This window comes from Terrabacter sp. GCM10028922, from assembly GCF_042666095.1.
Lineage (GTDB): Bacteria > Actinomycetota > Actinomycetes > Actinomycetales > Dermatophilaceae > Terrabacter.
In genome coordinates this window covers 443,344-466,425 of sequence record NZ_JBHTFG010000023.1, presented here as the reverse complement: position 1 = coordinate 466,425, position 23,082 = coordinate 443,344, and the positions used below count along the sequence as shown (strand labels likewise).

General features: G+C 70.4%; 21 protein-coding genes and 1 tRNA gene. 7 read left to right on the top strand and 15 right to left on the bottom strand.

What is annotated here, in order from left to right:
• Nucleotides 1-137 precede the first annotated feature (137 nt).
• Complete coding sequence (locus tag ACFQU3_RS19005; protein ID WP_385912640.1) at nucleotides 138-659, top strand: hypothetical protein; 522 nt, start codon at nucleotides 138-140, stop codon at nucleotides 657-659.
• Between the two features lie 32 nt (nucleotides 660-691).
• On the opposite strand, the gene ACFQU3_RS19000 is transcribed toward ACFQU3_RS19005, so the two are convergent.
• The 11 genes from ACFQU3_RS19000 to ACFQU3_RS18950 all read right to left on the bottom strand — a co-directional run bounded on the left by ACFQU3_RS19000 (nucleotide 692) and on the right by ACFQU3_RS18950 (nucleotide 13,275).
• Nucleotides 692-1,549, bottom strand: coding sequence for an HpcH/HpaI aldolase/citrate lyase family protein (locus ACFQU3_RS19000; protein ID WP_385912638.1), 858 nt, complete (start codon nucleotides 1,547-1,549; stop codon nucleotides 692-694).
• Entirely contained in the window at nucleotides 1,546-2,796 is a 1,251-nt protein-coding gene (locus ACFQU3_RS18995) for a CaiB/BaiF CoA transferase family protein (protein WP_385912636.1), read from the bottom strand. Before ACFQU3_RS18995 ends, ACFQU3_RS19000 begins: the two co-directional genes overlap by 4 nt.
• A complete protein-coding gene (locus tag ACFQU3_RS18990; protein ID WP_385912634.1) occupies nucleotides 2,793-4,787 on the bottom strand; it encodes an SUMF1/EgtB/PvdO family nonheme iron enzyme in 1,995 nt (664 codons plus the stop codon). Before ACFQU3_RS18990 ends, ACFQU3_RS18995 begins: the two co-directional genes overlap by 4 nt.
• On the bottom strand, nucleotides 4,780-5,706 hold the full coding sequence (locus ACFQU3_RS18985; RefSeq protein ID WP_385912632.1) for a ribokinase: 927 nt from the start codon (nucleotides 5,704-5,706) through the stop codon (nucleotides 4,780-4,782). The genes ACFQU3_RS18990 and ACFQU3_RS18985 overlap by 8 nt, the downstream gene beginning before the upstream one ends.
• On the bottom strand, nucleotides 5,703-7,046 hold the full coding sequence (locus ACFQU3_RS18980; protein ID WP_385912630.1) for an ADP-ribosylglycohydrolase family protein: 1,344 nt from the start codon (nucleotides 7,044-7,046) through the stop codon (nucleotides 5,703-5,705). Before ACFQU3_RS18980 ends, ACFQU3_RS18985 begins: the two co-directional genes overlap by 4 nt.
• A complete protein-coding gene (locus ACFQU3_RS18975) occupies nucleotides 7,043-8,194 on the bottom strand; it encodes an ADP-ribosylglycohydrolase family protein (protein WP_385912628.1) in 1,152 nt (383 codons plus the stop codon). The genes ACFQU3_RS18980 and ACFQU3_RS18975 overlap by 4 nt, the downstream gene beginning before the upstream one ends.
• Before the next feature lie 73 nt (nucleotides 8,195-8,267).
• Nucleotides 8,268-9,569: an ABC transporter substrate-binding protein gene (locus ACFQU3_RS18970; RefSeq protein WP_385912626.1), complete on the bottom strand. Its 1,302-nt coding sequence runs from the start codon at nucleotides 9,567-9,569 to the stop codon at nucleotides 8,268-8,270.
• A 72-nt stretch (nucleotides 9,570-9,641) separates the two neighbouring features.
• Complete coding sequence (locus ACFQU3_RS18965; RefSeq protein WP_385912624.1) at nucleotides 9,642-10,478, bottom strand: carbohydrate ABC transporter permease; 837 nt, start codon at nucleotides 10,476-10,478, stop codon at nucleotides 9,642-9,644.
• Nucleotides 10,475-11,422 carry a carbohydrate ABC transporter permease gene (locus ACFQU3_RS18960; protein WP_385912622.1) on the bottom strand — a complete coding sequence of 316 codons (948 nt, stop codon included), beginning with the start codon at nucleotides 11,420-11,422 and terminating at the stop codon, nucleotides 10,475-10,477. The genes ACFQU3_RS18965 and ACFQU3_RS18960 overlap by 4 nt, the downstream gene beginning before the upstream one ends.
• On the bottom strand, nucleotides 11,419-12,468 hold the full coding sequence (locus tag ACFQU3_RS18955; RefSeq protein ID WP_385912621.1) for a LacI family DNA-binding transcriptional regulator: 1,050 nt from the start codon (nucleotides 12,466-12,468) through the stop codon (nucleotides 11,419-11,421). The genes ACFQU3_RS18960 and ACFQU3_RS18955 overlap by 4 nt, the downstream gene beginning before the upstream one ends.
• 216 nt (nucleotides 12,469-12,684) lie before the next feature.
• On the bottom strand, nucleotides 12,685-13,275 hold the full coding sequence (locus ACFQU3_RS18950; RefSeq protein WP_385912619.1) for a YceI family protein: 591 nt from the start codon (nucleotides 13,273-13,275) through the stop codon (nucleotides 12,685-12,687).
• A 232-nt stretch (nucleotides 13,276-13,507) separates the two neighbouring features.
• On the opposite strand from ACFQU3_RS18950, the gene ACFQU3_RS18945 reads away from it, so the two are divergent.
• Together ACFQU3_RS18945 and ACFQU3_RS18940 are read left to right on the top strand one after the other, a co-directional pair.
• Nucleotides 13,508-13,581, top strand: a tRNA-Phe gene (locus ACFQU3_RS18945).
• A 316-nt stretch (nucleotides 13,582-13,897) separates the two neighbouring features.
• On the top strand, nucleotides 13,898-14,431 hold the full coding sequence (locus ACFQU3_RS18940) for a LysR family transcriptional regulator substrate-binding protein (protein ID WP_385912741.1): 534 nt from the start codon (nucleotides 13,898-13,900) through the stop codon (nucleotides 14,429-14,431).
• A 154-nt stretch (nucleotides 14,432-14,585) separates the two neighbouring features.
• Here ACFQU3_RS18940 and ACFQU3_RS18935 read toward each other — a convergent pair whose 3' ends face one another.
• Together ACFQU3_RS18935 and ACFQU3_RS18930 are read right to left on the bottom strand one after the other, a co-directional pair.
• Nucleotides 14,586-14,948 (bottom strand): cupin domain-containing protein, encoded by a 363-nt coding sequence (locus ACFQU3_RS18935; protein ID WP_385912617.1) that lies wholly within the window; start codon nucleotides 14,946-14,948, stop codon nucleotides 14,586-14,588.
• A 132-nt stretch (nucleotides 14,949-15,080) separates the two neighbouring features.
• Nucleotides 15,081-15,755 carry a haloacid dehalogenase type II gene (locus tag ACFQU3_RS18930; RefSeq protein ID WP_385912615.1) on the bottom strand — a complete coding sequence of 225 codons (675 nt, stop codon included), beginning with the start codon at nucleotides 15,753-15,755 and terminating at the stop codon, nucleotides 15,081-15,083.
• Between the two features lie 290 nt (nucleotides 15,756-16,045).
• On the opposite strand from ACFQU3_RS18930, the gene ACFQU3_RS18925 reads away from it, so the two are divergent.
• Together ACFQU3_RS18925 and solA are read left to right on the top strand one after the other, a co-directional pair.
• A complete protein-coding gene (locus ACFQU3_RS18925; RefSeq protein ID WP_385912613.1) occupies nucleotides 16,046-17,128 on the top strand; it encodes a tartrate dehydrogenase in 1,083 nt (360 codons plus the stop codon).
• Nucleotides 17,125-18,279: an N-methyl-L-tryptophan oxidase gene (solA, locus tag ACFQU3_RS18920; RefSeq protein WP_385912611.1), complete on the top strand. Its 1,155-nt coding sequence runs from the start codon at nucleotides 17,125-17,127 to the stop codon at nucleotides 18,277-18,279. The genes ACFQU3_RS18925 and solA overlap by 4 nt, the downstream gene beginning before the upstream one ends.
• 58 nt (nucleotides 18,280-18,337) lie before the next feature.
• Here solA and ACFQU3_RS18915 read toward each other — a convergent pair whose 3' ends face one another.
• Nucleotides 18,338-19,735: an NAD-dependent succinate-semialdehyde dehydrogenase gene (locus ACFQU3_RS18915; RefSeq protein WP_385912609.1), complete on the bottom strand. Its 1,398-nt coding sequence runs from the start codon at nucleotides 19,733-19,735 to the stop codon at nucleotides 18,338-18,340.
• Between the two features lie 44 nt (nucleotides 19,736-19,779).
• Entirely contained in the window at nucleotides 19,780-20,664 is an 885-nt protein-coding gene (locus tag ACFQU3_RS18910) for an SDR family NAD(P)-dependent oxidoreductase (protein ID WP_385912607.1), read from the bottom strand.
• A gap of 135 nt (nucleotides 20,665-20,799) precedes the next feature.
• On the opposite strand from ACFQU3_RS18910, the gene ACFQU3_RS18905 reads away from it, so the two are divergent.
• Complete coding sequence (locus tag ACFQU3_RS18905; RefSeq protein ID WP_385912605.1) at nucleotides 20,800-22,290, top strand: dicarboxylate/amino acid:cation symporter; 1,491 nt, start codon at nucleotides 20,800-20,802, stop codon at nucleotides 22,288-22,290.
• Nucleotides 22,287-23,039 carry an aspartate/glutamate racemase family protein gene (locus ACFQU3_RS18900; RefSeq protein WP_385912603.1) on the top strand — a complete coding sequence of 251 codons (753 nt, stop codon included), beginning with the start codon at nucleotides 22,287-22,289 and terminating at the stop codon, nucleotides 23,037-23,039. The genes ACFQU3_RS18905 and ACFQU3_RS18900 overlap by 4 nt, the downstream gene beginning before the upstream one ends.
• Nucleotides 23,040-23,082 lie beyond the last annotated feature (43 nt).

Here is a 23,082-nt window from a genome sequence, read left to right as displayed (position 1 = left end):
TCGGGCGACAACCCAGGACCACCCTCCACCCGAGGACGGATGCCGTCCGCTCACCACCCGACGGCATCCGCCCTCGTGCTGTTCCGCCGTGGGCGTACGGCATTGACCTCGCTGAGTAATCCAGTAATAATGATTACATGATTACGAACGGGAACCTGGAGCGGGTGCGTGGCTGGTTCGTCGGCCGCCTGCCCGAGGAATGGCGCACCACCGCACCCGAGATCACCGTCGACCGCGAGGAGATCACCGTCGTCCTCACGATCGCCGACGTCGACCTGCCCGACGGGTCCAGCGACGCCGAACGCGACGAAGCGCGCGCCGGGCGCACGAAGGCGTTCCGAGAGGACACGCGCGGTCGGCGCATCGAGATCGCGCGCGAGGCCGAGCACCGGTTCGAGCGCAAGGTCTCGTGGGCCGTGCGCGTCGGGGACCGCACGGAGCTGTTCACCCACGTCGCGGCGCCGGCCATGACGCGCCTGCGCCAGCCCGAGCGACTCGTCCTCGACACGCTCGTCGACGCCGGCGTCGCCCGGTCTCGCGCCGAGGCCCTCGCGTGGTGCGTCAAGCTCGTCGCGCAGCACGAGAGCGACTGGCTCGGCGAGCTGCGCGAGGCCATGTCGCACGTCGCGGACGTCCGCACCAAGGGCCCTGCGGCCTGACGACTGCGACCAGTCGGCGGGGCGATCGGCTGTCAGGAGCTGATGCCGGCCCGGGCGAGGAGCCGACGGGCCTGCCGGACGACCGCCTCGTCGACGAACCGCCCGTCCGCGAGCGCGACCGCACCGCGCCCCGTCGCCGCGCCCGCGGCCGCGGCCTCGACGACCTCGCGGGCCCGCGCGATCTCGGCAGGGCTCGGCACGAAGACGTCCTCGATGACCGTGAGCTGGACCGGATGGATCGCGGCTCGGCCGACGAGCCCGAGCAGGCGACCCTCGATGCACGACTGGCGCAACGCATCGAGGTCGCGCACGTCCGTGAAGACCGACATCGAAGGCGGCTCCAGGCCGGCCGCGGCCGCCGCGACGACGACCCTGGACCGAGCGAAGAGGAGACCGCGTTCGTCGGTGACGCCGAGGTCGGCGCGGAGGTCCGCCTCACCGAGCCCGATCGTGGCCACCTGTTCGTGTGCGCACGCCAGCTCGTGGGCCGCCTCGACACCGCGGGCCGACTCGACGAGCAGGTGCAGCGGTCGCGGACCGACCGCCTCGGCGACGCGAACGACGTCCGCGGGCTGCTCGCACTTGGGCACCCGGACCCCGACGTGCCGAGGGAGACCGGCGACCATGGCGAGGTCCGCCTCGGCCCATGGGCTGCCGAACGCGTTGACCCGGACCTGGCACGGCGTGCTCGAGCCGGCAGCCGCATGTTCGGCAGCACGGCGGGCGGCGTCCTTGCCGCCCGGTGCCACGGCGTCTTCGAGGTCGATGACGACGACGTCGGCCCCGGACGCGAAGGCCTTGGGGATGCGGTCCTCCCGGTCGCCGGGCACGTAGAGCCACGTGAGTGGCGAGCGCAGCGAAGGCCCTGCGGCCGGGACGGGTGGCGTCACGAGTCCACCCCCGGGCCGGCGGCGGCACCGGACGCGCCCAGGCGGGCGATCTCCTCGGCGTCGTATCCGAGCTCGGCCAGCACTGCGGCCGTGTCCGCGCCGGCAGCCCGTCCGGTCCAGCGCGTCGGCGCGTCCCCCTCCGACATGCGGAAGAGCGCACCCTGCATCGCGAGCTCACCGAGCTCGGGGTCGGGCACGCGGCGGATGGTGCCGATCGCCTCGAGCTGCGGGTCGGCGACGATGTCCTCCGCCGTGTAGATCGGTGCGACGGCCGCCTCGGCGCGCTCGAACTGCTCCACGACCTCGTCACGGGTGTGTCGTGCGATCCAGCCCCCGACCGCGGCGTCCAGCTCGTCGGCGTGCTCGGCGCGCGAGCGGCCCGAGCCGAACCACGGCGCGGCGACGAGGTCAGCACGTCCCACGAGCCGGACCACCCGTTCCGCGATGGTCTGGGCGCTCGTCGAGACCGCGACCCAGTGGCCGTCACTCGTCTCGTAGATGTTGCGCGGCGCGTTGTTGCTCGACCGGTTGCCCTGACGGGGTTGGACGGTGCCCAGCTGGTCCCAGCGCGAGATCTGTGGCCCGAGCATGGCCATGATCGGCTCGACGATGGCGACGTCGACGACCTGACCGCGGCCGGTCGTCTCGCGCTGGTGCAGGGCACTCATGACAGCGAAAGCGGTTGCCAGCGAGGCGATCCCGTCGGCCAGGCCGAACGGAGGCAGCATCGGCGGCCCCCCGGGCTCGCCACTCGACGCCGCGAAGCCGCTCATCGCCTCGGCGAGCGTGCCGAACCCCGGGCGGCGCCGGTAGGGCCCGACCTGTCCGAAGCCGGTGACCCGGGCGAGGACGAGGCCGGGGTTCTCGGCGGACAGCTCGCCGTAGCCGAGGCCCCAGCGTTCGAGCGTGTCGGGCCGGAAGTTCTCGACGACGACGTCGGCCGTGGCGGCGAGGCGTCGGAACGCAGCCGCGCCGCCCTCGGACGAGAGGTCCAGCTGGACCATCCGCTTGTTGCGTCCGAGCGTCTTGAACCAGAGGTTGTGACCATCCTTCTCCGGACCGTGGCCCCGCGCCGGGTCCGGCCGGCGTGGGTGCTCCACCTTGACGACCTCCGCGCCCAGGTCGCCCAGGTGCATGGCCGTCATCGGGCCGGCGAAGAGTGTCGAGGCGTCGACGACGCGCAGGTCGGCCAGTGCGCCGGCAGCCGGCTCGGTGCCTGGCACCGGCTCGGCACGTGGCTCGGTCATGGGGTGCCTTCCTCGGTCAGGTCCCACGCCACCCGGAAGCCGACGCTCGTCGAGCGCCCGCCCCCGAGGCCGGGGAGAAGGTACTTCGCCGAGAAGTCCGGTGCGCGGACGCCTCCGTCGAAGTACCAGTCGGAGCCGTGGGACTCGTGGTCCGATCCTCCCTTGAGGATGGCGTATCGGGTACGGCCGTCGCTGCGTTCGCTCTCCGTGAGGTTCCAGACCTCGGGACCGAGCCGGTCCAGCCCCTGGCCCTCGCCGGCGAGCTGCCACTCGTCCTCGGTGGGCAGGCGCGCTCCCAGCCACGCGGCATACGCCCTCGCGTCGGCGAGGTCGACCTCGGTCACGGGACGGCGTGGGTCGCTCTCTGCCGCGGGGCGTCGTGCCCACGCCGGCGGCCGCCCGCCCGGCACGGCAGGCGCATGACCGGTCGCCGCGACGAAGTCCGCGTACTCGCGCTCCGACACCTCGGCGCGCGCGACGGCGACGGGCGCCGGCAGGTCGACGACGCGGTCGACCGTGCGCAGGTCGTGCAGGCGCGGAGGGAGCGGCTTCCACTCGTCGACGAAGGGCGCCTCGTCGTACAGTCCCGTCTCGCGACACCGGTAACGCACCGTGACGACATGGCGACCCGGGTCGACGATCGCGACAGGGACGTCCGCCGGTGGCGTGGCGCGGCTCCGCGTGGCCGGCACGACCCGTCGCGAGAGCCGGTGGCCGAACCGCGCGGGCGGCTCGGCCGGCTCGTCGGTCGGCAGCCACGAGGTGTCGGCGCCGTCGGCGGCCCACCACACCCCACCGACTCCGCGGGCCGGCACGCGCACCCGGACGTCGCCGGTGCCCAAGCGGACACCCGACCACACGTCGTGGGCGACGAGGCCCTCCGCTCCCGTGAGCGACACGGTGGCGTCCGCCTCGCTGCGGTTGACGAGAGGCAGGAACGTGCCGGAGCCGTGGTCGTAGCGGGCTGCGAAGACACCTGCGGCTGCAGCAGATTCGCCGAGGTCGACGAGTGGGGTCCACTCCCCTTCCGTCAACACGTCGACGAGGGCTCGCTGGGTGCGCGTCATCCGGCGCAGGGTCTCGGCGTCGCGGGGGTTCCACCCCACCCAGACGCCGAACACGACCTCCCACACCATGACGCCGACCCCGTTGAGCCACGCGGACTGGAGCTCCTCGGCATGGTCGCGGTTCCACCGGCGCACGTGGTGCATCTGGTGGCGCTGCTCGAACCATCGCGACCGGATCACTCCAGGCGCGGGTGAGTCGGCGAACCACTGAGCCCACGAGAGCGGGTGGTCGACGAGCCTGCCCAGGGCGAGCGTCGACTCCCCCTCGACGGCGACCCCCCGGCGGGCGGCGTCGAGGCGCGCGAGCAGCTCGCCGCCACCCTCCTTGAGCGTGTCGAGGAAGACCCCGTCGATGTCGAGATCAGCCACGAGCGAGGCGAGCTCGCTGGCGTCGTCACCCGACCGGCGCGTCCCGACGTCCCACGGGTTGTAGTCGACGAAGACGCGGACGCCCGCCGAGTGCAGGTCGGCGACGAGACGGTCGAGGCCCGGGACGGACCGGTAGAAGTCCCACTGGTTGCGCTCGTCGATGCCGATGACGGGGTAGGCGTGCCACAGCACGATGCCGTCGAACCCGCCGAACCTCTCACGCGCGTCGGCCAGGAGGCGCTCGGGCGTGAACGTGTGGGTCTGGAAGTCATAGAGCAGCTCGTCCCACAGCCACACCTGCGACACGACGAAACACCCTCTGGCCCAACGCAGGTCGTCGCGACGGTAGAGCCTGTCGTCGTGGTCGAGCCTCGCCCGTGCCTCCGTGCGCCAGCGCGTCAGCTGCTCGCGCCACCGTGGCCAGTCTGCGGGGTCGTCCGGCGCCGCGAGGATCTTGCCGGTGTCGAGGACGGACAGGTCGGCGTCGCCGTCGAGCGGCACAGCGCGCGGACGGTCGAGCGGTCTGGGGACGAGCGGGTCGAGCGCGTCATCCACGGAGGTCCGCCTCTCCGAGTCCGTATGCCGCCAGGGCGCGCTCGCGGGCCTGCGCGGCGCTCGGCACGGCGTCCTGAGCGCCCTTGCCCTCGACGGCGACCGAGGCCGCAGCCGCTGCGTGGCGCAGTGCCGTCAGGTCGTCGTCGCCGCGAGCGATGGCGGCTCCGAGGACACCGCAGAAGGTGTCGCCCGCGCCGGTCGTGTCGACGGCCTCGACCCGGGGCGCGGGGACAACGGTCGTCGCACCACCTCGCCGGTCGAGTCGGGCACCTGCAGCCCCGAGCGTCACGAGGACAGCGGGGACCGACGCGAGCAGGGCCGGCACTGCCTCGTCGACGGTCGACGCGGCACTCAGCCCGAGGGCCTCGTGCTCGTTGACGACGAGCAGGTCGACCGCGGCGAGCAGCTCGGGGTCGACGGCGGCATACGGCGCCGCGTTGAGCACGAGGATCGCGCCGGCTCGTCGGGCACGAGCTGCGGCCAGGACGGTCTGCTGCGGGATCTCGAGCTGCGCCAGCACGACGTCGGCGGACCGCACGAGCGCCGTGGACGCCTCGTCCAGACGCACGTCGTCGTTCGCACCGGCTGCGACGACGATGGTGTTCTCGCCCGACCGGTCGACGGTGATGAGGGCGGTCCCGGTGGGCGCCGCCGAGGTCCTCAGGCAGGAGCAGTCGATGCCGTCCGACTCGAGCGAAGCTCGGAGCGCGGCGCCCTCGGGGTCGTCACCCACGGCTCCGACCATGGCGGTGCGGGCGCTGCCGGCACGAGCCGCGGCAACGGCCTGGTTGGCACCCTTGCCCCCGCCACTGCGCCGCACGGTGCCACCGAGGAGAGTCTCGCCGGGTGCCGGCAGTCGGTCGACGGTCACCGATACGTCGAGGTTGACGCTCCCGACAACGACGACGGAGCCGCTCATCGGGCACCCTCAGACAGCTTGACGGTGGCTGTCGCCAGCGCGGACAGGGAGAGCTCGGCCGGACCGGGGAGGCTCGTCGAGAGCTTGTCTTGGAGCGGCGAGATCCACCGCTTCGGAAGGGCATCGGCGCCCAGGACGGCACCGACGACGCCTCCGACGGTCGCGCCGGCCGAGTCGGTGTCCCAACCGGCCGTCACGGCGAGGCAGATGCTGCGGCCGAGGTCCCCGTCCCCGCGCGCGAGGGCGAAGGCGATGGTCGCGGCGTTGTTGGCCACGTGCACCCAGTGGAGGTGGCCGAAGTCCGCGTGCAGCGCGTCGAGCGCCTCGTCGTCGGTGAGCTCGGATCGGCCGAGGTCGGTGCCGCGGTGAACGGCCACCTGGAGCACGCCACCGGGCTCCAGCACGGTGGATGCGTCGTCGAGCACGGCCTGGACGTCGTCACCGGCCACGGCCAGCGACGCCAGAACGGCCGCCCACAGGGCACCCTCGACGCCCGCGCCGGTGTGGCTCAGGCGAGCGTCGGTCCACATCGAGCGGATCGCCCCCGACACGTCACCGGGATGGGCCCAGCCGTGGACGTCGGCGCGGATGAGCGCCCCGATCCACTCGCGGAAAGGGTTGCGCACGAGGGCTGCCCGGTCGGGGGCGACGCCCTCGAGCAGGTTGCGGTAGGCGACGCGTTCGGCCGTGAAGACGCGGCCTCCGGGGAGGTTGTCGAGCCAGGCCTGCGCGACGTCGTCCGTCGTGAGTTCGTCGCCGTGCGCCTCCAGGAGGCGGAGCGCGAGGACGGCGAAGTTGAGGTCGTCGTCCTCCGGCATGCCCTCGATGTTCTCTGCGAGGCTCGTCGGGGCGCTGCGACGGTTCCACGGCCACCGGGCAGCGACGTCGGCGCCCAGGCCCTGCGCCGTGAACCAGTCGTCGAGCGGCCACCGACCCGTGTCGCGCAGGATCTCCTCGATGCCGGCGCGCGGGATCTTCTCGACGGGCTTGCCGAGGAGGCAGCCCGCCGACCGCCCGAGCCAGCCGCCGTGCACCTTGTCGGCCAGGACGGCGCCGTCACGGCGATCGCGACGGTCGGCGCGTCCGGCCCGGTCGAGCGCAGCCGCGAGATGGAAGGGCGCCGGCGGCGCAGCCTCGTCGACGGCCCCGAGGAGCTCGGCCGCGAGTGCCCGCAGCTCTGGTGTCGCCGGCTGGTCGGCCGCGCCACTGACCGGGACGGTGAGCGAACCACCGGCGCCGGTCCACCGTCGTTCGAGGTCATCGACGTCGGCCCCCTCGGCACGAGCCTGCACGAACGCGTGGAGCAGCAGGTCCTCGGGCTGCACCCAGGTGAGCCTCATGCGGTGCCCAGCAGGCCGTCGATCTGGCCGGCGCGGGCCAGGAGCCTCTCGCGGTCGGCGGCGAGCACGCGCTCGGCCACGTCAGCGAGACGGTCCGCCGAGGCCCGGACGTCCATGCGGCTGTTGGTCTCGACGGTGGTCAGCCAGTCCGCGGGTACGACGTCCGCGCCACCGAGGCCGCCACAGACCGCTCCCGCCATCGTCGCGATCGAGTCGGAGTCGCGTCCGTAGTTGACCGCCCCGAGGACCGCTGCTGAGAAGTCGCCGTCGTGGGCCACGACGAAGCCGATCGCCACGGGCAGCTCCTCGATGGACTTCGTCCGCGAGGGACGCCGGGCGTCGGCTGCCGGCTGCCGGTAGTCGGCACCGACCGTGTCATACGGCTCGACAGCGGCCCGCAGCGCGGTTGCCAGCACGTCGGGGTCGTCCGCAGGCACCGAGCCGGCCGCCTTGACCACCGCCTCGATGGCCGAACGGGTGCCGTCGTGGGCCACGTCCAGGCAGGCCTCCACGACGCCCGCCGCATCGGCGCCGGGAGCCAGGGAGGCCGCGACAGCGGCCGCGAACACCCCAGCCGCCTCGCGTCCGTAGCTCGACTGGTGCGGTGCGGCGAGGTCGATCGCCTCGGCATACGCGCCCCTCGGGTCGCCGGCGTTGACGACCCCGACCGGCGCCATGTACATCGCGGCCCCGCAGTTGACGATGTTGCCGACGCCGGCCTCGCGCGGGTCCACGTGCCCGTAGTGCAGCCGGGCCACGATCCACTTCTCGGCGAGGAAGATCCGTTGGAGGAGGATCGCCTCGCGCTCGAGCTCCGGGATCCACGTCGGCTCGTTGATGAGTCGCGGCACGAACTCCTCGGCGACGGCGTACGCGTCGAGGTGACGTGGGCGGGCGGCATACGTGTCGATGAGCGCCCTCGTCATGAGGGTGTCGTCGGTGATGTGGCCGTCGCCCTTGTGGTACGGCGCGATCGGCCGTGCCGTGGCCCACTCCTCCGCCGCCCAGGGCGGCACGATACCGGTGACCCGGCCGCCGTGCCGCTCCTGGATCTGCTCCGGCGTGTAGCCCTCCGTCGCACCGCCGAGCGCGTCGCCGACGGCCGCGCCGGTGATGACGCCGTGGATGCGCCGCCTCAAGTCGTTCACGTGAATGTCCTTCGTGTCGTAGCGGTTCCGTGCCGTGGGGCGCCGGCTCGCCGCCGCCCCACGGATCAGCGGTTCAGCGGTTCACCTGGGTGAAGCCCTCGGTCAGCGCCTGCGTGAGCCCCGCGTCGTCGATCTGGTTGGCGAGGTACTTCTGGAAGCTCGGCGTGGCGATGGTGTCCTTCCACTGCGTGTACGCGTCCACGGCGAGGAAGGGTGCGCCGGTCAGGCCCTGTGCCGACTTCATCGTCATGTCCCAGCCGTCCTTGCCCCCGGTCGAGGAGAGGATCAGGTCCTGGGCCTTCTTCGAGGCGGGGATGAGGGCGTCCGCCTGGTTGAGCTTGGCGGTGTTCTCGGCGTTCGCGAAGTAGGCGACGAACTCCGCGGCCTTGTCGGCGTTCGGCGAGTCGGCGTTGACCGACAGCGTCTGCGGGTTCGCGGCCTGGGCGGTCCCCTGCGAGCCCGCGAGCGGCGGCAGCTCGACCCAGTCGAGGCCTGCGGGTGCGTCCTTCTTGATGTTGGCGGCCTGGAACGAGCCCTGGACGGTCATTGCGGCCTTGCCGGCGTAGAAGGACGCGAGGGCCTGCGACCCGGACTGCGTCAGGGAGACCGGGTCGATGCTCTTGTCGGTGTAGGCCATGTCCTTGACGAGCTTCGGCACCGCGAGCTCGCCTGCGCCGACGTTGATCTTGGCCTCCTTGCCGGTGCCCGTGAAGAAGGTGCCGCCGGAGGTGAGAGCGAGGCTCATGAAGGTGGCCGTCGGGCTCTTGAGGCCCCACGCGAGGCCGAACTGGCCGTCCTTGGTCGTGGCCTTGGCGAGCGCGCGGAACTGCTCGAGCGTCATGGAGTCGCCGGTCGGGATCGTGGCGCCGGAGGCCTCGAGGAGCTTCTTGTTGGCGAACACGACGTACGTCTGCAGCTCGGTCGGCATGGCGATGACCTTGTTGTCGACCGTGACCGACTTCCAGATGCCGTCGGAGATGTCGCTCTTGAGGTCGGCCGGGACCTTGGAGGTGAGATCGGCGAGGTAGCCGTCGCGGGCGAACGGGACGATGCTCGCGGCCTCGTAGTGGATGATGTCCGGCGCCGCGTTGCCATTGAACTGCGTGACGAGCTTGTCGTAGATGCCGTCCCAGCCGGCCTGGATCAGCTCGACCTTGGCCTCGGGGTGGGCGCTGTTCCACGAGTCGACGATGCCCTTGACGGCCTCGACGGCTGCGGGCTGGTCCTGCAGCGACTGGAACTTCAGGGTGACGGAGGCGCCCCCACCGGTTCCGCCGGACCCCGCGTCGGGGTTGGTGGCGGATCCTTGCGAGCAGGCGGCGAGCAGGGCGGCGGTGAGGGCCGCTCCTGCGAGTGCGAGACGACGGGTTCCCATGGTGTGCTCCTTTGCGTGTGGGACGTGGTGCGGGGTGGGTGGTGACGAGAGACGGCGAGGTGGTGAGGCGGGTCAGCCCTTGACGGAGCCTGCGAGCAGGCCACCGGTGAGGCGGCGCTGGAGGATGGAGAAGACGACGAGGCTGGGGATGGTCGCAAGGACGGCGCCGGCGGCCAGCGGTCCGAGGGCCACCTTTCCCTCGCCGCCGACGAACATCTTGAGCGCGACCGGGAGGGTGTAGTTCTCGGGCGACTGGATGAGCACCAGGGCGAAGAAGAACTCGTTCCACGCCGCGACGAAGGCGAACATGGCGGTCGCGACGATGCCCGGCATGAGCAGCGGGAAGACGATGCGGCGCAAGGTCTGGAAGCGGCTCGCGCCGTCGATGGCGGCGGCCTCCTCCAGGTCGGTCGGGATCGCCGCGACGAACCCCTGCAGCATCCACAGCGCGAACGGCATCGTGAAGGTCGTGTAGACCAGCACGAGCCCCATGAGGGTGTCGACGAGGCGGACGTCCCTCAGGATGATGAAGAGCGGGATGATGATGAGGATGACCGGGAAGACCTGGCTCACGAGGATCCAGCCGACCCCCACGGCGCGCAGCCGCCCCTTGAAGCGGGCGAGCGCGTACGCCGCCGGCATCGAGAGCAGCACGACGAACACCATCGACAGCAGCGACACGACGAGGCTGTTGACAGCGGACCGCGTCAGCCCCTGCTTCTGCAGCGCGACGGCGTAGTTGTCCCAGTGGAGCTGCTTCGGCAGCAGGCTCATGTCGAGCGCGGCCAGCTCCTGCGACGACTTGATGGAGGCCGAGACGAGCCACAGCAGCGGGAATCCGAGGAAGAGGATGTATGCCGCCAGGGCGAGGTACTGGAGCGTCTTGACGGGGGTCGAGGTGCGGTTCATGCGGTCTCCTTCCGGAACTGCGTCCGCAGGAAGCCGGCCAGGATGAGCACGACCACGATGACGAGCACGACACCCATCGCCGCGGCGTAGCCGATGTTGCGGTTCTTGAACGCCTCGAGGTAGGTGAAGAGCATCGGCAGCATCGTCTTGCCTCCGGGACCGCCCTCGGTCATGACGTACACGAGGCCGAAGCTGTTGAAGTTCCAGATGAAGTTCAGCGACGTGATCGACACGACGATGGGGCGCAGGCTCGGCAGCGTCACGTTGCGGAAGCGCTGCCAGGCGGAGGCGCCGTCGACGGCGGCGGCCTCGCTCAGCTCGGTGGGGATCTGCTGGAGCCCGGCGAGGAGCGTCACGGTGGTCTGCGGCATACCGATCCAGACCCCGACGACGATGACGGCCGGCAGGGCGGTGTTGAAGTCACCGAGCCAGTTGATGCCGCTCGGCAGTCCCACCGCGCCCAGGGCCGCGTTGAGTGGCCCACCGTTGGGCGTGTAGATCATCGTCCACATGATTGCGACGACGACAGGCGGCATGGCCCACGGAATGAGTGCCAGAAGCCTTGTGAGAGAACGAAACCGAAGGTCCGAGTTGAGCAGCAGGGCCAGCCCCAGAGAGGCCACGAGCTGCAGGAGCGTGACGGACACCGCCCAGATGAGGCCGATGCGGAAGGAGCTCCAGAAGAAGGAGTCCCCCGCGAGACGCGTGAAGTTGTCGACGCCGACGAAGTCGGCGGTGTCGTTGCGTCGCAGGGTCGCGTCGGTGAACGCGTACCAGACTCCCTGGAGCAGCGGCAGGACGCTGAAGATGACGATGGGCACGAGCGACGGGAAGACGAGCGCGATCGCCTCGCGACGCTGCTGGCTCGAGCGGTCCTGGCGACCACGGCGGGGCCGGCGGTCCTGCGTCGTGGGAGAGGGTGCGACTGCGGACGTGATGGTCATGCGTCGCCTTTCGTCGTGGTGGACGGGGTGGAGGGAGTCGCCGTGGACTCCCGGACGACGAGCTGCGGGGAGACGAAGCGCGTCTCGACGGGCGCGCCCGGGTGCTCCATTCGCCGCAGCAGCAGCTCGGCGGCGAGCCGGCCGCGCTCGTGGGCGCCCAGCGACACGCTCGTGAGACTCGGCCGGAAGATCGAGGCCATGCCGATGTCGTCGACCCCGACGACAGCGAGGGCCCGTGGGATGGACCGTCCCGCGTCGAGGGCGGCACGTGCGAGCCCCAGGGCGACAAGGTCGTTGGCCGCGATGACGGCGTCGACGCGCCGACCGGAGGTGCCCGCGACCTCTGGCCAGGCGGCCTCGCCCGCCTCGACCGTGAAGTCCTCGGCCTCGACGACGAGCACCTCGCGGCGGTGCCGCTCCGCAGCCCCGACGAACCCGGCTGATCGGGACCGGCCCGGCGTGGTGTCTCGAGGACCGTTGACGAAGGCGATGCGTGAGCGACCGGACTCGACGAGGTGGTCGTAGGCCAGGGAGACGCCGAGGCCCGAGTCCGTGCGGACCTGGTCGAGCCGCTCGTCGTCGCCGATGTCACCGATGACGACGACGGGGACCGGCGCCTGCGCCAACGCGTCGATGAGCTCGGGCGTGCGGCGCAGCGGGCTGATGATGAGTCCGTCGGCGTAGCCGCGCGACATCCCCTCGACGAGCTCGAGCAGGTCCGCTGGCCGGCGGCCGGTCGACGACACGAGCAGGCGGGACCCGGAGCCGAGGAGGCCGGCCTCCACGCCGTGCATCATGAGGGCGTAGACGGGGTTCGCGATGTCGTCGACGGCGATCGCCAGCTGGAGCGGGCGGCCGAGCTTGAGTGCCTTCGCCGCGGCGTCGGGGACGTAGCCGAGCTCCTCGGCGGCACGGCGCACGCGGTCCTCGGTGTCGGGGCGGGCCGCGATGCCGTTGAGGACGCGGGACACGGAGGCCACGGAGACCCCCGCCCGCTGGGCCACCTCGGTCACGGTCACGCGACGCGACATCCTCGCCTCCTTCAAACTGTAAACGTTTACAGTTCAGAACTGTGCCCGCCGCCGGTCACACTTGTCAAGCCCTTCAGCTCGCGACGACGACGAAGGCCGGCCCGCGCAGTGCGCGGGCCGGCCTGTCAGGTCAGCGGATTTCGAGCCTTCGGCATCCTCCGGCGCGCGGGGTCGAGGTGCTGCGTCGCGATCCGGCGCGACGGCATACCTGGAATCGCCGGAGGGCGGGCGTCAGCCCTGTTCGCCGTCGTTCTGCTGGTCCGGCTGGTCGCTCCCCCGCTTGACCGCGGAGATCTCGAACTCGAGCGAGATCTTCTCCGACACGAGGACGCCGCCGGAGTCGAGGGGCATGTTCCACTCCAGCCCGAAGTCGCGGCGGTTGATGCGGCGCGAGCCCTCGAAGCCGGCACGCAGGGCCCCGAACGCGTCGGCCTGAACCCCCATGAGCTCGAGCGGGATCGTCACGGGCTTGGTGACGTCGCGGATCGTGAGGTTGCCGGAGACCATGTAGGCGTTCTCCTCGACCTCCTCGATCTGCGTGCTCTCGAAGCGGATGTCGGGCCACTTCTCGGCGTCGAAGAAGTCGGCGCTGCGCAGGTGATCGTCACGCTGCTGGTTGCGCGTGTCGACGCTCGCCGTCTTGAGGGTGACCTCTGCGTACGACTTCGACATGTCGTCGACGTCGGCGTAGAACCGGCCTGTCAGGTCGTTGAACGAACCGCGGACGGTCGTGACCATCGCGTGCCTGGCCGAGAACCCGATCCGGGTGTGGGCCGGGTCGAAGTCCCAGTCCCCGCTCAGCTCAGATCCCTTGTCGGTCATGGGCTCTCCTGCGGATCGATGATTGGGTCGCGGCATCCTCTCACGACGCAGGGCATCGAGTCCTTCACGGTCGACAGATGGTTGGCGAGTCGGTGCCTGGATGCGAGCCCTGGCCCCCGAACGGCCGACCCCGTCGTACGTCGACACGATCTCGCACAACCGTCCGTGGCGCCACCCACGGGCGGTTTGTGAGATGGCCCGAGGGGTCGGCTATAGTTCCTGACGTTGTCCCGGCCAGGTAGCTCAGTTGGTACGAGCGTCCGACTGAAAATCGGAAGGTCGGCGGTTCGACCCCGCCCCTGGCCACAACAAGGAACCGCAGGTCAGACCACGTCTGACCTGCGGTTCTGTCGTTCCCAGGCGATCAAGGACGACTGGCGCGAAGCGGCGGCGATTGACCGTGGCAGACCCCCGTCGACCCCAAGTCGCCGCGCGACGTTGCACGAGATGTTGCACGAGATGTTGCACGACAGCTTGACGCCGGGATTCCAGCCCCGTGCTTGCGGTGGTCGTGGTTGGCGGCAGGAGTTCTGCCCGTCTGATCTCGAGCAGGGAACACCAGTTCCGTGGGCTGCCCGGAGTTGAGGTTGGCGCCGGAAACACAGACCGGCCCTTGGGCGCCGTGGACGGATGCGCCGCACCCAGCCCCGACGACGTGCGCGAGGCCTTGCGGCGGGGGGTCGCCGAGGTCGGTGTCGTCGCAACCCGTGGTCAGACGGAAGCCTTGACCGACCTCGAGCGGCTGCCCCTGGAGACCCAGTCGTTCGTCCTGGTCGCACGCGATGACGCGATGCTGCCGGGCGGCATCGAGGATCTCGAGATGAGTGACCTGCGGCGCCTGCCGTTGGTGGCCGGTCAGCCGGGCACAGGGATGCGGCGAGTCGCCGACGCGATCGTTGCTGCCACCGACTGTCGGATCGTGGTGGAGATCGAGCATCGCGAGGGCCTGCTGCCCCTCGTGCTGAGTGGTGTAGGGGAGGCCGTGGTCGCCGACTCATGGCGCCCACTCGCCGATGCCGTGGGCCTGCAGGTACGGCGCCTGGCGGTGGAGGACCAGTTTGACGTCGCGCTGGTGTGGCAGACCCACAGGCTCAGCCCGGCGGCCGCGGCGTTCGTGGGGGTGGCCGAAGAGCGGACGCCCTTTGCTGGGGAGTGACGGGTGGGCCGCCAAGGAGGAGGACGCCCCGGCCCGCGCACGTCCGGCGTACGCGGGCCAGGGCGGGAGCGACGAGGTTGACGGCGCCACGGTCACCGCGGGCGTCCGAGTGCTCCGGAACCTGTGTCACGCGGTTGCAGCCTGAGAGGACCGCTCAGCCGACGGTGGCCGGGACCACGATGCTGTAGACCTTCCGGATCGTCTCGGTGACGTCCCAGCGACCGGACCATCCCTTCGGAAACACGATCACGTCACCCGCAGAGATCTCCTGCTTCTCGCCGCTGGCATCGTCGGTGATCGTGGCACGCCCGCTCACGATGTAGCAGGTCTCGGTGTCCGGACGGTTCACCACCGGCCACCCGCCCGGCTGGGCCTCCCACACACCGACCCGCACATCGTCCCGGGCGTCCACGTCGCTCCAGGAGATCTGCGGGTCGCCGGTGTCCGCGCCCGCCCGCTGGCCCCTCGGCTCCAGAGGACCGGTCACGGCGGCCGCGGGTTGGTGGATGTAAGACATGTGCCATACCTCTCGTGGATTGCAGATTGTCAACAATAGTCTATCGGCACTGTCGGGTGTCCCAGCGTGCCTCAACGGAGTACAGGGACCGCCGATCGCCCGTCTCATGGTCGCGACCGGAAGAGCGTCGGGTCAGATGCCAAGCATCGTGTTGAGCTCGTCCAGGGACTTGACCGTCACGATCCCGTAGCCCGGCGGCACCGGGTCGTAGCCGCGATCCAGCATCACGAGGTTGCGAAAGCCCATGTCGTGCATCGGCAGAGGGTCATAGCGGCTGTGCGACGACACGTGCACGAAGTCCTCCGGCTTGGCGTCGAGCTTCTCGAGCATGTACTCGAAGGCGCCGTACCGGGGCTTGTAGTAGCCGGCCTGCTCGGCGGTGTAGACGGCGTGGAAGTCCGCTTCCAGCCGCGGCACGCTCTCGGCGAGGAAGGAGTCGTCGGCGTTGGAGAGGATCACCAGCTTGTAGTGCTCGCCCATCTTCTTCAGCGGCTCGACCACATCGGGGTGCGGCCCCCAGCTCCTGACGCCTTCGGCGAAACGCTTGCCGGCGTTCGGGTCCGCCTCGATCCCCCACTTGCGGCAGACCCGCTCGAAGGAGTCCTGCAGCACCTGCTCGTACGGGTAGTACTCACCGCACACCTGGTCGTAGCGGTAGCCGCGGAACTCCGCCACGAACTGGTCCCACTGCTCCGCGGGAACCTGGTCCCCGACCAGCTCCTTGGTGATGGGCGTCATTGGCCAGCTGATCAAGGTGCCGTAGCAGTCGAACGAGACGTACTTCGGCCTGAAGGTCGGATTGCTCATCAAAGGGTCCTCTCCGTCACGGGGTTGCTGAAAGTACCGTACGGCCTCGCTCGTCGATTGTCTACAGTCGATCACCTCATTGTTGACAATCAATCACCATGCCTCGTACATTGCTTCGGACGCCCGCCGCGACCGGCGCCCGGAGGCTCACCCGCAGGCACAGCCGGTACATGCGACGCGGAACCGCCGCGGCAGGAAGGGACGGGACGATGAGCGCAGAGGCTGGACGGGCCCGAGGGCGTTCAGGAGTACGGGCAGCTCACGAACCTCGCCCGGCCCAGCTTCCTCCTGTGAGCGGCGGGCCCGCACCCGTGATCCGGCTTGCGCTCATCCCCGGCGACGGGATCGGCGTCGAGGTCATGGAGTCGGCCAAGGAGGTTCTCCGCGCCGTGGAGAAGGCGTACGGCGCCGAGTTCGCGACGACCGAGCTGGACTGGTCGTGCGAGCGCTACCACCGCGAGGGCGACATGATGCCTCCCGACGGCTTGGAGGTGCTGAGCCGGCACGACGCCATCCTCCTCGGTGCCGTGGGATGGCCCGGCGTACCGGACCACGTCTCACTCTGGGGCCTGCTCATCCCGATCCGCAGAGCCTTCGGACAGTACGTCAACCTGCGCCCCATGCGGGTCTTCGAAGGCGTGCCGACGCCCGTGCGCCCGGAGCTGGCGGCAGGCGTCGACTTCCTGGTCGTCCGGGAGAACTCCGAGGGCGAGTACAGCGAGGTCGGCGGTCGGATCGGACGCGGCCCGTCCGAGCTTGCACTGCAGGAGAGCATCTTCTCCCGCACCGGTGTGGAGCGGATCACCGAGTACGCCATGAAGCAGGCCGAGGGACGCCGAGGCCGCGTGCACTCCGCCACCAAGTCCAACGGCATCATCCACACGATGACGCTGTGGGACGAGGTGGTCGACGAGGTGGCTTCGCGTCACCCCGGGGTGACGGTGCAGCGTGAGCACATCGACGCCATGGCGGCTCGGATGGTGATGCGTCCTTCGGACTTCGACGTGGTCGTGGCCTCGAACCTCTTCGGTGACATCCTCTCGGACCTGGCGGCCGCGGTCTGCGGCAGCATCGGCATCGCCCCCTCGGCGAACCTCGCCCCCGACGGCGGACCCTCGATGTTCGAGCCCGTGCACGGTTCCGCGCCCGACATCTCGGGCAAGGGGCTCGCCAACCCGGTCGGCATGCTCTGGTCCGTGGCGATGATGCTGGACCATCTGCGGCTCTCGGAGCCCGCGGCGGCACTCATGGCCGCCCTCGAGGCCTCGCTGCGCGAGCCGCACACGCGCACCGCCGACCTGGGCGGCACTGCATCGACCCGCGAGGTGACCGACTTCGTCATCGCACTGCTAGCACCGGGGACGAGCAGATGAGCACGAGTCGAGCCGACGTTGCCGTGATCGGTCTGGGGGCGATCGGGTCCATGGCCCTCTGGCGGCTGGCCGAACGAGGAGTGAGCGTCCACGGCTACGAGCGCTTCGGCATCGGGCACGACCGCGGCGCCTCGGCGGGTCAGACTCGCCGCTTCTCGGTACAGAGCCAGCGTGAGCCTCGCGACACACCGCTGGCCGTGGAGGCGCTCGGCTTGTGGCGCGAGCTGGAGGAGCACACCGAGCCCGAGCTGTTCCGGCAGACCGGCGGTGTGATCCTCGGGCCGGACAGTACTCCGGAGATCCTCTCTGCGATCGCGTCCGCCAGGGACAACGGGCTTCCTCACGAGGTGCTCGAGGCCGCCGACCTCGGCGCGCGCTTCCCGCAGCACGTTGTACGGGCCGGTGACGTCGGCGTGACCGACCCCCTGGCGGGTTACCTCCGGCCCGAGGCGAGCGTCGCCACCGCCGTGGAACGCGCGGCCGTCCTCGGTGCCGCTGTGAGCCCGTACACCGAGGTGATCGCCGTCGAGCCGCGGAAGACCGGCGTCGCGGTCGTGACCCGGGACGGCGAACAGACCTACGGGCGCGTCGTGCTCGCCCCGGGCCCGTGGGCGGGCGAGCTCGTGCCCGGGGCGCGTCAGGCCGTCGTTCCCCGACGCATCGTGCAGGCCTGGTACCTCGCCCGGACCCCGCGCGACTACCACCCGGACGTGTTCGGCGTCTTCGAACGCGTGGGCGACGTCGCGGCGTACGGGTTCCCCACGCTCGACGGCGCCACGGTCAAGGTCGGCATCACGTTCGAGACTCATCCGGAGGTCCGCGATCTCGCCCACGTCGACCGGTTCGTCGACCCGGCGTTCGCGTCCCGGGTGGCGACTTCGGTCCGCGAGTTCCTCCCCGGCCTGCACCCGGATCCGGTCAGCCTCCAGACAGGGATCGAGGGGTTCAGCCCCGACGGCAGGCCGCTGCTCGGTCCCGCCCCCTCCGACTCTCGGCTCGTGGTGGCCTGTGGCTTCTCGGGCTCCGGCTTCAAGTTCGCCACCATCATGGGCGAGATCGCCGCCGACTTCGCCATCGATGGCTCGACCGGCCGGGACGTCTCGTTCATGGCTCCCGACCGGCAGCTGCTGGAGCCCGCGACGAGCAGATGACCGGGATCCGGTCGTCTGCGAGTCTCCTCGGTGGAGGCACGGCCGGTCACAGCCTGCGTCAGTCAGACCCAGTGCGGTTCGGTTGGACGTAGAACAGGCGCTTGTTGACGAACTCGAGGATGCCGAGGGGGCCGAGCTCGCGGCCGAAACCGGAGCGTTTGATGCCGCCGAAGGGCAGGTCGGGTCCCCATACGGCTGGGGTGTTGACCGCGGCCATGCCGAGCTCGAGCTGCGAGGCGACCTTGGTGGCGCGCTGCTCGTCGGTGCTCCAGACCGCGCCGCCGAGACCGAAGTCCACGGCGTTGGCCAACCTGACCGCCTCGTCATCGCTGCTGACCTTGTAGACCACGGCGACCGGACCGAAGAGCTCCTCGTGGTAGGCCCGCATCTTCGGCGTGACGCCGGTCAGCACCGCCGGCGCGAAGTAGGCACCGTCGTCCGAGACGAGCTCGCCGCCGATGTGCAGCGTGGCGCCCTTGGCGACCGCGTCCTGAACCTGGGCGAGCAGGCTCTCGGCCGCCCGGCGGGACACCATCGGGGAGTATGCGGTGTCCGAGTCGTCACCCGGCGTGCGTGGTGTCATCGCCGAGGCCTGCTTGACGAGGATGGCCACGAAGTCGTCGTAGATGTCGGCCATCACGATCATCCTCTTGTTGGAGTTGCACGCCTGTCCGACGTTCGCCGTCCGGGTGGCCCACGCGAGCTCAGCGGCAGCAACGACGTCGTCGGTGTCCAGCACGATGTAGGGATCGGAGCCGCCGAGCTCCAGGACCACCTTCTTCAGGTGCCGACCGGCGGCCTCGGCGACCGCGGCACCGGCACGCTCGGAGCCGGTCAGCGAGATGCCGCGGACGCGCGGGTCGGCGATCATCGTGGCCACCTGCCCGTGGGTCGCGAAGAGGTTGAGGTAGACCCCGTCCGGGACACCGGCGTCCCGCATCAGCTCGGCGATGGCCAGCGCCGAGGTGGGGCAGTTCTCGGCATGCTTGACCACGATCGTGTTGCCGGCGACGAGGTTCGGGGCGGCGAACCGGGCGACCTGCGAGTACGGGTAGTTCCACGGCATGACGCCCAGCAGCGGGCCGATGGGGAGGTGCTCGATGCGGGCGCCGTCGTGCCCGGGCAGCGGGTGGTCGGCCAGCAGCGTCGGCCCCTGGTCGGCGAAGTACTCGAAGATCGTGGAGCAGTACGCGGCCTCGCCGCTCGCCGACGACGGCCGCTTGCCCATCTCGCTGGTGACCAGCGCACCGAGCTCGGCAGCGCGCTCCGCGAACAGCACCCCGACCCGCTTCACGATCGCCGCCCGCTCCGCAACCGGCCGTGCCCGCCAGGCCTCGAACGCCGCCGCCGAGCTGGCGAGCGCCGCCTCGATCTCGGCGTCGCCGGCGTACGGAAAGGTCTGGGTCACCTGTCCGGTGAACGGGTCGGTCACCTGGTACGGCGGGGTCTCGGTCATGTCCTTCTCCGGTGGTCGTGTCGTGTGGAGCATGGTCGGTGGGCTCAGAAGGCGGTGTAGCCGCCGTCGACCGGCAGCACTGCGCCGGTGACGTAGCTGGAGCGGTTCGAGGCGAGGAAGAGCACTGCGTCGGCAATCTCCTCGGGCGTCGCCAGGCGGCGGAGCGGGATCGACGACTCACGACTACGCCGGTATGCCTCAGGATCGGGGCGACGTTGAAACGCGGACTCGATGGCGTCCGTGGCCGTGAGCCCTGGTGCGACCACGTTGACGCGGATGCCCTGATCGGCCAGTTCGATGGCTGCTCCGCGGGCGAGCATGATGAGTCCGCCCTTGGCCGCTGAGTACAGCACCTGGCCGGCCATCCCGACCATGCCGAGGCGCGAGCTGACGCAGACGATCGACCCGCCCGGCTCCTGCGTGGACATCAACGGGATGAAGTGCTTCATGACGAGAAAGGCGCTGAGCACGTTGCTGGTGAGCACCGCTTCGGCCTGCGCCGCGCTCGTCTCGACCAGTGGTGCGCTCAGCTGCAGTCCGTGCCCGATCACCAAGGCATCGACGGAGCCGAGCTCCTGCGCCGCGGTGGCCGCAAGGTCCGACACGAACGCCTCATCGTTGAGGTCGCCGGGCTTGTAGATGTCGTCAGGACCGACACCGTCGAGGGTGGGACGTCGACCGGTGAGGAGCAGCCGCGCGCCTTCGTTCCTGAATGAGCTGCACACTGCCCGCCCGATCCCACTGGTCGCACCGGTGATCACCACTTTGGCGTCCTTGGGAAGCACGGTCTCTCCAATCTGTGACGTATCGGCCCGTCGAGGCTGGTCCTGGAACGCTACGGCGGCGCACACAGGCGGATCCACAGAGCCAGCCGTTTGTCGGACGATTTCGTCCGTGACGGCATCCTGCGTGAACGGATCGTGTCGCAAGGCCGAGATTGCGCCGGGGATGTCCAGGCCCGGTCGCGCGCATCACGTTCGCCGTGCCCGGAGGTCTTGACAGAACCGCACGGGGCCGCCACTCTGACATGCAGACATAGTGGATCCAGTATATTGGAGGCTTGCATGACAGAGCACGGCGTCGCGAACACGTCCCGCTCCCGCGTCGGAGGCCAGACGCCCAAGCGGAAGTGGTGGCAGGTGTGGAAGCTCCCCATCGGGGTGCAGTCCCTGATCGGGGTCGGGGTGGGTGCGCTCGTCGGCCTGCTCGCACCGGGAGTCGGCGAAGGCCTCAAGCTGGTCGGCACGGCGTTCCTGAACCTCGTCCAGATGGTCGTCGTGCCCTTGGTGTTCCCGTTGATCGTGCTGGGCATCGCCCGCATGGAGTCGGTGAAGAAGGTCGGCCGGATGGCAGGCAAGGCGATCCTCTACTTCGAGGTCGTCACCACGCTCATCCTGGTCCTGGCCGTGACGCTGGCGAAGCTGTTCGACATCGGCGCCGACGCGCCGGTGACAGCCGCGGATCCCTCAGCGGTCGAGCAGCTCGACAAGGGGATCGACTTCGCCGAGCTGTTGCTGCACGCCATCCCGAAGAACGTGTTCGCTGCCTTCTCCGAGGGCAACCTGCTGGCGGTCATCCTGTTCGCCACCTTCCTCGGTGTCGCGCTCGCTGCGGTCGGCGAGCCGGGCAAGCCGCTGACCACGGTGCTCGACTCACTTGCCACCGCCATGTTCAAGATCGTCGGCTACGTCATCCGGCTGGCCCCGCTCGGCGTGCTCGGCTTCATCGCCTACGACGTGGCCCACTACGGCTTCGGCAACCTCACCAGCCTGCTGGGCTTCATCGGGGTCGTCTACCTCGGCCTGGTCATCGTGCTCGGCGTCATCTTCCCGGTCATCGCCGCGATCTTCGGCGTCCGGTACGTCCCGCTGCTCAGGAGCATCGGTGACCTGGCCGGGCTCGCCTTCGTCACCCGCAGCTCAGAAGCCGTCCTCGCCCCGCTGCTGCTGCGGCTCGAGAAGTTCGGCATCAGCCGCTCGACCACCTCGTTCGTCGTGCCCCTCGGGTACTCGTTCAACACCGACGGTTCCGTGCTCTACCAGGCCGTCGCCCTGGTCTTCCTGGCCAACGCCTACGGGCTCGACACGTCGATCCCCGCGCTGATGCTCATGGTCGGGGTGCTGGTCATCCTGTCCAAGGGCATGGCGGGGGTCGCCTCCGCATCGATCGTCGTCCTGCTCGCCGCCGGTGCCACGATCGGCCTTCCCCCCGAGGGCGTGGCACTGCTCCTCGGCGTGGACTTCATCGTCGACATGGCGCGGACGGGCGTCAACGTCGTCGGCAACTCCCTCGCCGCAGCCGTGATCGACCGTTCCGAGCTGAAGTCAATCGCCAAGGCCCATGGCAAGGCCGGCAACACCGCCACCACAGCCCAGGACTCCACCGCGGACTCCACCGCGGACTCCACCGCGGACTCCACCGCAGACCCCACCGGGGACTCCACGGCGGCCCCCACCGGCGCGCCGACGAGCGCGCACGAGGGCAGCGCCGACGCCGTCACGACCTTCGCCGGGACTTCCAACGGCCACTCGCGTGAGCACAGCGACCGGCCATGACCACTCACCCCGACGCCGTCATCGGCATCCTCGGTGGTATGGGTCCGGCCGCCACCGCAGACTTCTACACCAAGCTGGTCGCGCTCACCCCCGTCGCGACCGACCAGGACCACCCCAAGGTCGTCATCTGGGCCGACCCCACCATCCCGGACCGGACCCTGGCCCTGACCGAGGGCGGGCCTGACCCGACCCCGTGGCTGCTGCACGGAGCGACGATCCTGCGCAGCGCCGGCGCCACCATGCTCGCCATCCCCTGCAACACCGCCCACGCGTTCCTGCCCGCCGTGTCGAGCCAGCTCGGACTGCCGGTGGTGCACATGGTCGACGAGGTGGCCAAGCACATCGTGACCGCGCGGCCCCAGGTGCGCACGGTCGGGTTGCTGGCCACCAGCGGCACGATCCGCGCGCAGCTCTACCAGCAGTGGCTGGGCGAAGCGGGGATCTCCGTGGTCACCCCTGGTGAGCCGGTGCAGTCGAGCCACGTGATGCCCGCCATCCGGGCCGTCAAGGCCGGCCGTCGGGACGAGACGGTCGCCCAGCAGCTGACGACGGCGGCCCATCATCTGTTCGAGCGCGGCGCCCAGGTGATCGTGGCCGGCTGCACGGAGATTCCGCTGGGCCTGCCGCTCCGGCAGGCGCCCTGCCCGGTGATCGACCCCGCGACGGTGCTCGCGCAAGCGCTCCTGGACCGGGTGGAGCCGACGGAGCCGCGCGCCACGGACGGGCACCTCACCGCGGTCGCAGTGTGAGCGGCCTCGGGACACGTGCCCAAGGACGCCGGACCGCAGAGTA

Excerpts from the sequence above, each read along its gene's own strand:
- ACFQU3_RS18985 (WP_385912632.1), bottom strand. The coding sequence starts at position 5,706 with ATGAGCGGCTCCGTCGTCGTTGTCGGGAGCGTCAACCTCGACGTATCG.
- ACFQU3_RS18915 (WP_385912609.1), bottom strand. The coding sequence starts at position 19,735 with ATGACCGAGACCCCGCCGTACCAGGTGACCGACCCGTTCACCGGACAG.
- ACFQU3_RS18935 (WP_385912617.1), bottom strand. The coding sequence starts at position 14,948 with ATGTCTTACATCCACCAACCCGCGGCCGCCGTGACCGGTCCTCTGGAG.
- solA (WP_385912611.1), top strand. The coding sequence starts at position 17,125 with ATGAGCACGAGTCGAGCCGACGTTGCCGTGATCGGTCTGGGGGCGATC.
- ACFQU3_RS18995 (WP_385912636.1), bottom strand. The coding sequence starts at position 2,796 with ATGACCGAGCCACGTGCCGAGCCGGTGCCAGGCACCGAGCCGGCTGCC.
- ACFQU3_RS18965 (WP_385912624.1), bottom strand. The coding sequence starts at position 10,478 with ATGAACCGCACCTCGACCCCCGTCAAGACGCTCCAGTACCTCGCCCTG.
- ACFQU3_RS18960 (WP_385912622.1), bottom strand. The coding sequence starts at position 11,422 with ATGACCATCACGTCCGCAGTCGCACCCTCTCCCACGACGCAGGACCGC.
- ACFQU3_RS19005 (WP_385912640.1), top strand. The coding sequence starts at position 138 with ATGATTACGAACGGGAACCTGGAGCGGGTGCGTGGCTGGTTCGTCGGC.
- ACFQU3_RS18900 (WP_385912603.1), top strand. The coding sequence starts at position 22,287 with ATGACCACTCACCCCGACGCCGTCATCGGCATCCTCGGTGGTATGGGT.
- ACFQU3_RS18950 (WP_385912619.1), bottom strand. The coding sequence starts at position 13,275 with ATGACCGACAAGGGATCTGAGCTGAGCGGGGACTGGGACTTCGACCCG.
- ACFQU3_RS18930 (WP_385912615.1), bottom strand. The coding sequence starts at position 15,755 with ATGAGCAATCCGACCTTCAGGCCGAAGTACGTCTCGTTCGACTGCTAC.
- ACFQU3_RS18980 (WP_385912630.1), bottom strand. The coding sequence starts at position 7,046 with ATGAGGCTCACCTGGGTGCAGCCCGAGGACCTGCTGCTCCACGCGTTC.
- ACFQU3_RS18970 (WP_385912626.1), bottom strand. The coding sequence starts at position 9,569 with ATGGGAACCCGTCGTCTCGCACTCGCAGGAGCGGCCCTCACCGCCGCC.
- ACFQU3_RS18905 (WP_385912605.1), top strand. The coding sequence starts at position 20,800 with ATGACAGAGCACGGCGTCGCGAACACGTCCCGCTCCCGCGTCGGAGGC.